This window comes from Acrocarpospora sp. B8E8 (genome assembly GCF_039871605.1).
GTDB classification, from domain to species: domain Bacteria; phylum Actinomycetota; class Actinomycetes; order Streptosporangiales; family Streptosporangiaceae; genus Acrocarpospora; species Acrocarpospora macrocephala.
This window is the reverse complement of sequence record NZ_JBDPLV010000110.1, coordinates 20239-28282: the sequence shown is the minus strand read 5'-3', so window position 1 is coordinate 28282 and position 8044 is coordinate 20239. Positions and strand designations below refer to the sequence as shown.

At 71.1% G+C, this 8044-nt stretch carries 6 protein-coding genes; 1 reads left to right on the top strand and 5 read right to left on the bottom strand.

Features of this window, described 5'->3' with window-relative positions; all coding sequences use genetic code 11:
• The 4 genes from sepH to ABGB08_RS50770 form a co-directional block, all read right to left on the bottom strand.
• On the bottom strand, positions 1 to 1762 hold a 1762-nt coding region (sepH, locus tag ABGB08_RS50785; protein WP_347606502.1), incomplete at its 3' end, for a septation protein SepH.
• Positions 1763 to 1923: 161 nt separating this feature from the next.
• Positions 1924 to 3051 (bottom strand): S8 family peptidase, encoded by a 1128-nt coding sequence (locus ABGB08_RS50780; protein WP_347606499.1) that lies wholly within the window; start codon positions 3049 to 3051, stop codon positions 1924 to 1926.
• 116 nt (positions 3052 to 3167) lie between these two features.
• The gene (locus tag ABGB08_RS50775; protein ID WP_347606497.1) at positions 3168 to 4442 is read right to left on the bottom strand and encodes a D-arabinono-1,4-lactone oxidase; all 1275 of its coding nucleotides are present in this window, start codon (positions 4440 to 4442) and stop codon (positions 3168 to 3170) included.
• 15 nt (positions 4443 to 4457) lie between these two features.
• Positions 4458 to 5627: an MFS transporter gene (locus ABGB08_RS50770; RefSeq protein ID WP_347606494.1), complete on the bottom strand. Its 1170-nt coding sequence runs from the start codon at positions 5625 to 5627 to the stop codon at positions 4458 to 4460.
• 311 nt (positions 5628 to 5938) lie between these two features.
• On the opposite strand from ABGB08_RS50770, the gene ABGB08_RS50765 reads away from it, so the two are divergent.
• The gene (locus tag ABGB08_RS50765) at positions 5939 to 7093 is read left to right on the top strand and encodes a lytic transglycosylase domain-containing protein (protein WP_347606491.1); all 1155 of its coding nucleotides are present in this window, start codon (positions 5939 to 5941) and stop codon (positions 7091 to 7093) included.
• On the opposite strand, the gene ABGB08_RS50760 is transcribed toward ABGB08_RS50765, so the two are convergent.
• The gene (locus tag ABGB08_RS50760; RefSeq protein WP_347606488.1) at positions 7050 to 8024 is read right to left on the bottom strand and encodes a ferrochelatase; all 975 of its coding nucleotides are present in this window, start codon (positions 8022 to 8024) and stop codon (positions 7050 to 7052) included. The two genes, ABGB08_RS50765 and ABGB08_RS50760, sit on opposite strands and share 44 nt — an antisense overlap.
• Positions 8025 to 8044 lie beyond the last annotated feature (20 nt).

Genomic DNA, 8044 nt, shown 5'->3' with positions numbered 1-8044 from the left:
GGACTGGGGTGGGTGGGTCTGGCTTTGGGTCCTTGGGGGTGGGTTGGGTGCCGTTTTTGGCTGGGGTGGGGTCGGTGGGGGGTTCGTCGGGGACTCGGGCGGCGGGGACCGTTACCGGCTCCTCCAGGGGAGTTTCGACGGAGGGCTTGGCCGCCTCCATGATGGCTGCCGCTACGGCGGGTTTGCCGTCCTTCTTGGGGGTTGCCGCGACGATGGGCTCGGGTTTCGGCGTCGATTCGATGGTTGTCGGCTCGGCGGCGGGTTCTGGGGTGGGTTCGGCGGCGAGGGCGGCGGCAGGCTGGGCGGCGGGTTCCGGGGTGGGGTCGGGGACTGCCTGCGTAGTGGCTTCGGAGGCAGGCGGAGTGACGGGCTCCGCGGGGTTGGTGACAGCCTTGATGTCGGGCTCTGCTGCGGCGACCGCCTGAGTGATGGGCTCTGCGGCAGGGTTGGTGGCCGCCCGAGGGGTCGGGGTGGCGGTGGCCTGAGGGGTTGGGCTGGCGGCAGCCTGGGTGGCGGGCTCGGTGGTGAGATCGGTGGCTGCACTGGCGGCTGCATCGGTCGAGTTCGCTGGCAGGGCTGCGGTGGGCGATGTGGCAGCTGCGGTCTTCTCGGCGGAAGGGCCGGGGTCCACGACGAGGGCGGGTTCGGTGGCCGGGCTTGGGGGCGGAGTGGCGATTGAACCGGCTGGCGTGGTGTTCGAACTAGCGGGCGTGGTGATTGGACCGGCTGGTGTGGTGGTTGGGCCGGCTGGGGTTTGTGGCTTTGAATTGGTGGGGGTTGCGGCGTTGGGATTGGGGTCGGTCTCCGGGACCCGCTCAAGGTGCGAAGAGGCGGCGGAAGGGGCGCTTGGCTCTTTGGCGGTGGGGTTGGTGCGGGCGGAGATCGGTGTGGGGGGAGCCGATGGTTCCTGGCGGATTGGCTCCGGGTGGAAGGCCGCAGGCCGTACCGGCGCGGACACCGGCTGTGGTGCGGGCAGGGGGGTTGGGTCGGTGTAGGCGGGGCGCTGGGGGGGTGGCTGGAGGTAGGCGGTTTCCGGGTAGGTGGGGTCGGTGAAGCCGCCGGGCTCCGCGTAGGGGGCGACCGGCTCGGGCTCGAAGCGGGGCTCGAAGGACGGAACGGGTGCCAGCTTGCTCGCCAGGCGGGGCACGAAGGGGCGGACCGTCGCCTCCTCCTGCGGGGGGTCGACGTATTCGGCGGCGGACAGGCGCATGGCCTCGTCGTCGTAGGGCGTGATGTGCCGCCGCCGCGGGTCGAAGAGCCACTCCGCGTGCCGGGTGTGACCGTTCCACACGAAGCCCAGCTTGATCCGCCACAGGTTGTCGTCGCGCTTGCAGGAATCCCAGTCGATCTCGTCGGCGGGCACGCCGCGGCGGGTGAGGCGTTCGGCGACGAGCTCGCCGAGCGTCGGGCGCGGGGTGTTCTCGCCGGGGAGCCGGACGGCGACGCGCTGCGCCTGCTGGGCCACGTACTCGCGCTCCTGGAGCACGGGGCCCTCGAACCAGCGCACACGTTCGACCGGTATGCCGGCGGTGGCCGCGATCTCTTCCGCGGTCTCGCCGGCGCGGATACGCGCCTGGATCTCCTTGGGACGCAACGGGCTCTCCACTTCGATCTCGTACTGGCCGAGACGGGAGAAGTTGCCGCGAACCGCAGCGCGGAGCCGATCGTCGACGGGCAGCGTGAACCGGGTGCCCCTTCCGGCCGTGGCCAGAACGAGGTAGGTGCCGTCCTCACTCACCGCGACGAGACGGAGCTCCTGCATGCGAGTCCCTTCGTCGTCGAGCTGAAATCTTCCCCCGGACCCTTGAGTGTCTCGCGTGAGCCGGTTGCCTTCCAGCACCGTACCCGGCATGTCCGAACATCGCCTTCCCCAGGGGTGGGGGAGTCGATGTGACGCCGGTCACATTTGCCGCGTTTACCTTTCTACAGGCTGGCGGTGTTCAGCAAGCGATTAGGGGTCCTTCCCTGATTCTTCACAATGACGCCGCCCGTCGCGGTGGACTTGAGCCAAGTGAACAGAGAAGTGGGGGTCTCCGACTGGTTGGCGCCCAGCTTCAGCGCGGCCACTCCGGCCACGTAAGGGGAGGCCATCGAGGTGCCGCTGAGGCGGCGAAGGGTGTTGTCGGGCCACGTGGAGACGATGTCGACGCCCGGGGCGTACAGGTCGACGCAGCGTCCGTAATTGGAGAAAGGCGCGCGTTGGTCGGTTTCGTCCGAGGCGGCCACGCCGAAGACGCCGAACGCGGAGGCGGGCGAGGACCCGCACGCGTCGCCGCCCCCGTTGCCCGCCGCCGCGACCACCAGCACGCCGGATTTGACCAGAGCGGTGGTGGCGGTGTCCAAGGCCCGGGACCGGGGGCTGCCCAGCGACAGGTTGGCGATCGACGGGCCTTCGGCGTTGGTCCGCACCCAGTCGAGCCCGGCGATCACGTCGGAGACCGTGCCGGTGCCGTCGCAGCCGAGCACCCGCACCGCCTCGATCCTGGCCGCCGGGGCGACGCCCACCCGCGCCCCGCCGACGATCCCGGCCACATGGGTGCCGTGGCCGCTGCAGTCGTATCCGTCCCCGCCGGTGGCGTCGAAGGCGGCGGCGGCCCGCCCGCCGAACTCGCGGTGCGTCGCGTCGATGCCGGTGTCGAGCACGTAGACGGTCACGCCGCGCCCGCTGCCGTGCGCCCCGAACCGCCCGTCCAGCGGGAGTTCCCGCTGGTTGAGCCGGTCGAGCCCCCAGCTCACGTCCTGGGCCTCGACCAGGCGGTCGGGTTCGATGCCGGTCACCCGGCGGCTGGCCGACAGCTGGACCACCTGGTCGGGGCTGAGCCAGGCCACGAACCCGGGCAGGACCGCGGCGTAGTAGCGGGTGACGCGCAGCCGCGCCCCGAGCTCCCACCCGTCCCGCACGTCGCGGGTGGTCACGATGTACGGCAGGAGCCCGTCGTCGGCCGCTCGCCGCAGCGCCGCGACGCCACCCGGGGTCGCGGTCGCGAGGGCGGCCGTGGTGGCCAGCGCCGTCGCCACGGCGGCCGTCGGGTAGAGGCCGAACCGTCTCATGCTCGTGCTCCTCGGCTTGGGGGGCCGGACGGCCCGCCCCCGCAATGTGCCGCCCGCGCGGAACACCGGCGGCGCGGGACACGCCACCGGGCCGCACTCTTTACCCAGCCCTGGGTTTAGGGCAGCACACCCGCCAGATAGGCGTTGCCGAAGATCCGCTCCGGGTCGAGTTCGTCCCGCAGTTTCGCGAAATCGGCGAACCTCGGATAGACCGTGGCCAGATAGTCCGCGTCGCGGGTGTGCAGCTTGCCCCAGTGCGGACGCCCGCCCAGCCGCGTCATGATCTCCTCCACCGCGGCGAAATACTCCGGATTCGGGGTCGCCCGGTAGACATGGCAGGCGATGTAGGCCGAGTCCCGCCCGTACGCGGTGGACAGCCACGCCCCCGACGGCGGCGTCACCCGGACCTCGATCGGGAACGAGATCCGCCACCCCATGCGCTCGACCAGGTCGCGGGTCTCGCGCAGGGCCTGGCCGAGATGCTCGCGCGGGATCGCGTACTCCATCTCCAGGAAGCGCACCTCCCGCACGCTGGTGAAGATCTTGTACGAGGTGTCCACCGACTCCGACGGGCTCAGCAGCCGCGCCGACACCCCGTTGATCCACGGGATCGCCCCGGGGAACCGGGCCCCGGCCGCGCAGGCCAGCCCGAACAGCGTGTTCTCCAGGAACACGTTGTCCACCCAGTGCCGGACCGGGTTCGGCGGCGCGGCCGGTCCCGGGCTCCGGTTGTTGCGCTTGACCAGGCAGGTGTCGGTGTGCGGCAGCCAGAAGAAGTCGAGATGCTCGTTCTCGCCGGTGAGCGCGTCGAGGTCGGTGAGGATGGCCCGGAAGGACATCGGCTCGCGCCGGCTGCGCAGCAGGAACGACGGCTCCACCCGGAAGGTCACCGACGTCAGCACGCCCAGCGCGCCGAGCCCGACCCGGGCCGCGTCGAACAGGTCGCCGTCCCGGACAGAGGTGATCGTCCCGTCGGCGAGCACCAGCTCCAGCTCGATGACCTGGTCGGCCAGCCCGCCGATCTCGCGCCCGGTGCCGTGGGTGCCGGTCTGGATCGCGCCCGCCACGGTCTGCGCGGTGACGTCGCCCATGTTGGCCAGCGCCAGACCGCGCCGGTCCAGCTCCTGGTTGAGCACGTGCAGCGGCGTGCCCGCGGCCACCCGCACCCAGTCGTTGCCGTAGGCCAGGATGCCGGTCAGCGCGTTCGGCCGCAGCAGCAGCCCGCCGGTCAGCGCCACGCCGGTGAACGAGTGCCCGGTTCCGGCCATGCGTACCTGACGCCCGGCTTTCGCCCCATCCCGTACGGCTTGCGCCACCTCCCCCGCCGACGCCGGAGTCCGGACCTCGGCGGGGACGACCGCCTGATTCCCCGCCCAGTTAACGAACCGCATGAAGATGAACGGTACTCATGACCTGGTCTCCGAAGCCACCGGTGTCCGCAACCAGGACGAACCGGCAACCCCCACCAGCATCGCCAGCAGGGCGCACGCGTACGCGAACCCGTACGCGTTGGACGCCCCGTAACTATCGGTGAGATGCCCGCCCGCCCACGCCCCGACGGCCACCCCGAACCCGATCGAGGTCGACAGCCAGGCCATGCCCTCGGTCAGCTGCGCCGCCGGAACCAGCCGCTCCACCAGCGAGAACGTGGTGATCAGCGTTGGCGAGATGGCCAGCCCCGCGAAGAACAGCGCGACCGCCATGGCCGGCAGGCCGCCCATGAGCAGCACCGGCGTGAACCCGGCCACGAACACGATCAGCCCCCGCACCAGGCGGCTGCGCAGGTCGATCTTCCAGCTGCGCGCGCCGTACCAGAGCCCGGAGACCATGCTGCCGCCGGAGATGGCGGCGAGCAGGAACCCGGCCGCGCCCTTGTTGCCGTGCTCCTCGGCGAAGGCGATGGTGACGATGTCCACGCAGCCGAAGACCGCGCCCATCGCCAGCATCACCGCGGACAGCAGCGCCACGCCGGGGATGGCGATCGGCGAGCCCTTGTTCTCCCGATGCCGGACGACCGGCGGCTCGGTGCCCTTGAGCAGCGCGAACGCCAGCGTGCCGCCCACGGTCAGGACGATCACCACGATCAGCCCGGCGTACACGTTGACGCTGGTGGCCAGCACGGCGGTGAACGCCGGGCCGGTCACGAAGATCACCTCGTCGGCGACCGACTCGAACGAGAACGCCGCGTGCAGCTTGCCCGAGTCCGACAGCAGGTGCGACCAGCGGGCCCGGACCATCGAGCCGAGCGAGGTGGCCGACGCCCCGGCGATCGCGCCCGACGCGAATAATGTCCAGGTAGGGGCGTGCGCGTGCGCGAGCAGCATCATCCCGGACAGCGCGACGCCGTGCACGAGGACGAACGGCACGAGGATCCTGGCCTGGCCGAACCGGTCCACCAATCGGCCGGACAGCGGCGCGGCGACGGCGAAGGCGAGCGACACGATGGCGGCGACGGCTCCCGCGGTCGCGTACGAACCGGTGATGGAGTGCACGAGCAGGGTGATGCCGATGCCGAGCATCGAGATCGGGATCCTCCCCACGAACCCCGCCAGCACAAACGATTTCGCTCCACGCATGCTGAACAGCCCACGGTACGGCCCGACCATGACAAAACCCCTCTCGCGCGCCCTGGGCACGATGTACTGCGTCCGGGCACGCCGACCGGGGTCGGCTGCGGCCATGGGGGTGGCACGCGGACAGCTATATCTTCCCCATTATTAGTCAGAAACCCGTCCCATAGACAGCCGCATAGCCGCCGACCAGGCGACTCACCGCTGCGGCTGTCCAGATCACGACTTTCTAACTAATAGACCCATCCCGACCATGGCGCACAGGCACGCCGGAAGGCAAGTGAGTTTTCCGCCGTTAAGCTACTAGCGTGAACCGGGTGTCCGATCTTCCCTGGCTCACGCCGCTTCGCGGGCTCGTGGCCGGTCTCGCCGTTCTGATCACGGTGACCGTCTCCGCGGGCAGTGTGATCCTGCTCGTCCGTGGCGACACGGAAGGCGGCACGGAAAGCGAGACGGCGGTGGGCTCTCCCCGGCAGGCGCTGGTCCCCGACCGCACGCTGCCGTCGGCCCCGCCCGTCGTCGGCGGCCCCGGCGTCCAGGTGACCCCGCCGAGGCTGCTCGCCGTCGCCGCCGCCCAGGTCCCGGCGAAGGTCCTGCACGACCTGGCCAAGGTCAAGAACGTGCAGAAGGTCGCGGTCGTGGACGGCGGAACCGTCCGGGTGGCCGGTACCGGACTGCGGCTGCTGGCCGTGGACCCCGCCCAGTTCCGGTCCTGGACCCCCAAGGTGGTGGCCGACCATCCGGCCGTGTGGAGCGCGCTGGCCCGGGGCGAGATCGTGGCCGACGCCGGTGTGATGAAACGGCTCGGCATGGTCCTGGGCGCGGAATACCAGCTCGACGGCGGCCCCCGGCTCCGCGTGGCCGCCTCGGCCGCGCTCGGCTTCCCCGGCGTGGACGGCCTGATCGGCAAGGAACTGGGCGCCGAGCTCGGTTTCGCCTCCGGCGTGGTCGTCCTGGTCCACGGCCAGCACGTCAACCAGCAGCGCGTCCGCGACCTGCTCGGCGGCGACGCCCAAGTGGTCGCGGTCGGCGCCGAACCCACGCCCCGGCAGACCGCGGTGGCGGCCCGCCAGGTCCTGGTCGGCCGCCCCGACAGCTACCTGGAGCTCTACCAGCGCGGCGCCGGGGTCTGCCCCGGCCTGTCCTGGACCGTGCTGGCCGCGATCGGCCAGGTCGAGAGCGGCCACGGCCGGAACAACGGCCCGTCCTCGGCGGGCGCGCTCGGCCCGATGCAGTTCATGCCCGCGACCTGGAAGGCGTACGGCGTGGACGGCGACGGCGACGGCGTCTCCGACATCTGGAGCGCCTACGACGCGGTGCCGTCGGCCGCCAACTACCTATGTGCTAACAAGGCAGGACAAGGCGGCGAGCAGCTCAGGAAGGCCGTCTGGCACTACAACCATTCGTGGTCCTACGTCGACAAGGTGCTCAACCTGTCGCAGGCGTACGCGCTGGCCTACCCGAACCAATGACGCAGCAGGTGGCCGGACACGGGACCGGCTCCGGCTCGGCCATCAGCTCCTTGATCATCGAGACGAATCTGGGGTGGGTGCCCGCCGTGCCCGCCCGGGCCAGCAGCATGCCCAGCTCCTCGGCCTTGGCCGCCGCCTCGGTGTCCAGGTCGTACTTGACCTCCATGTGGTCGGAGACGAACCCGATCGGCACCAGCACGACCGCCTCGGTCCCCTCGCGGCGCAGCTTCTCCAGGTGGTCGCAGACGTCCGGCTCCAGCCAGGGCACCCGCTGCGGCCCGCTGCGGCTCTGCCACACCAGGTCGAAGCCGTCCGCCCCGACCGCCTGCGCGACCAGCGCCGACGCGGCCCGCAACTCGGCCTCATAGGCCCCGCCTTGTGGCCCGGCCGCGGCGGCCATCGACAGCGGGATGCTGTGCGCGGTGAACACCAGCCGCGCGTCCGCCCCCACCTCGGCCAGCGCCCCCCACGTGTGATCGGCCATCGCCGCGATGAACCCCGGATGATCGTAGAAATGCCGCAACTTCACCAGCCGCGGCGCGTCCGGCACCTCGGCCGTCGCCCGCGCGATGTCCTCGATGTACTGCCGGCAGCTCGAATACGAGCTGGTCGCCGCCGTCGCGAACGCGGCCGCGTGCCGCACCCCGTCCGCCGCCATCTGCCGCAGCGTGTCCGCCAGGTACGGATGCCAGTTCCGGTTCCCCCAGTACACCGGCACGTCCACGACCTTCTCCAGCGCCGCGACCAGATCCCGGCACTGCTGGTTGATCGGGCTGACCCCGCCGAACCCCTGGTAGTGCGCCTCCACCTCCAGCAGCCGTTCGCGCGGCACCCCCCGCCCGCGCACGACGTTCTCCAGGAACGGCAACACGTCCTCCGGCCGCTCGGGACCGCCGAACGACACCACGACGAGCGCGTCATAATTCCCCATGTCCCCAGGGTAGGCCGGGA

Bases quoted from the DNA above. Each gene is read 5' to 3' on its own strand.
- ABGB08_RS50780 (WP_347606499.1), bottom strand. From the start codon at position 3,051: ATGAGACGGTTCGGCCTCTACCCGACGGCCGCCGTGGCGACGGCGCTG.
- ABGB08_RS50775 (WP_347606497.1), bottom strand. From the start codon at position 4,442: ATGCGGTTCGTTAACTGGGCGGGGAATCAGGCGGTCGTCCCCGCCGAG.
- ABGB08_RS50770 (WP_347606494.1), bottom strand. From the start codon at position 5,627: ATGCGTGGAGCGAAATCGTTTGTGCTGGCGGGGTTCGTGGGGAGGATC.
- ABGB08_RS50760 (WP_347606488.1), bottom strand. From the start codon at position 8,024: ATGGGGAATTATGACGCGCTCGTCGTGGTGTCGTTCGGCGGTCCCGAG.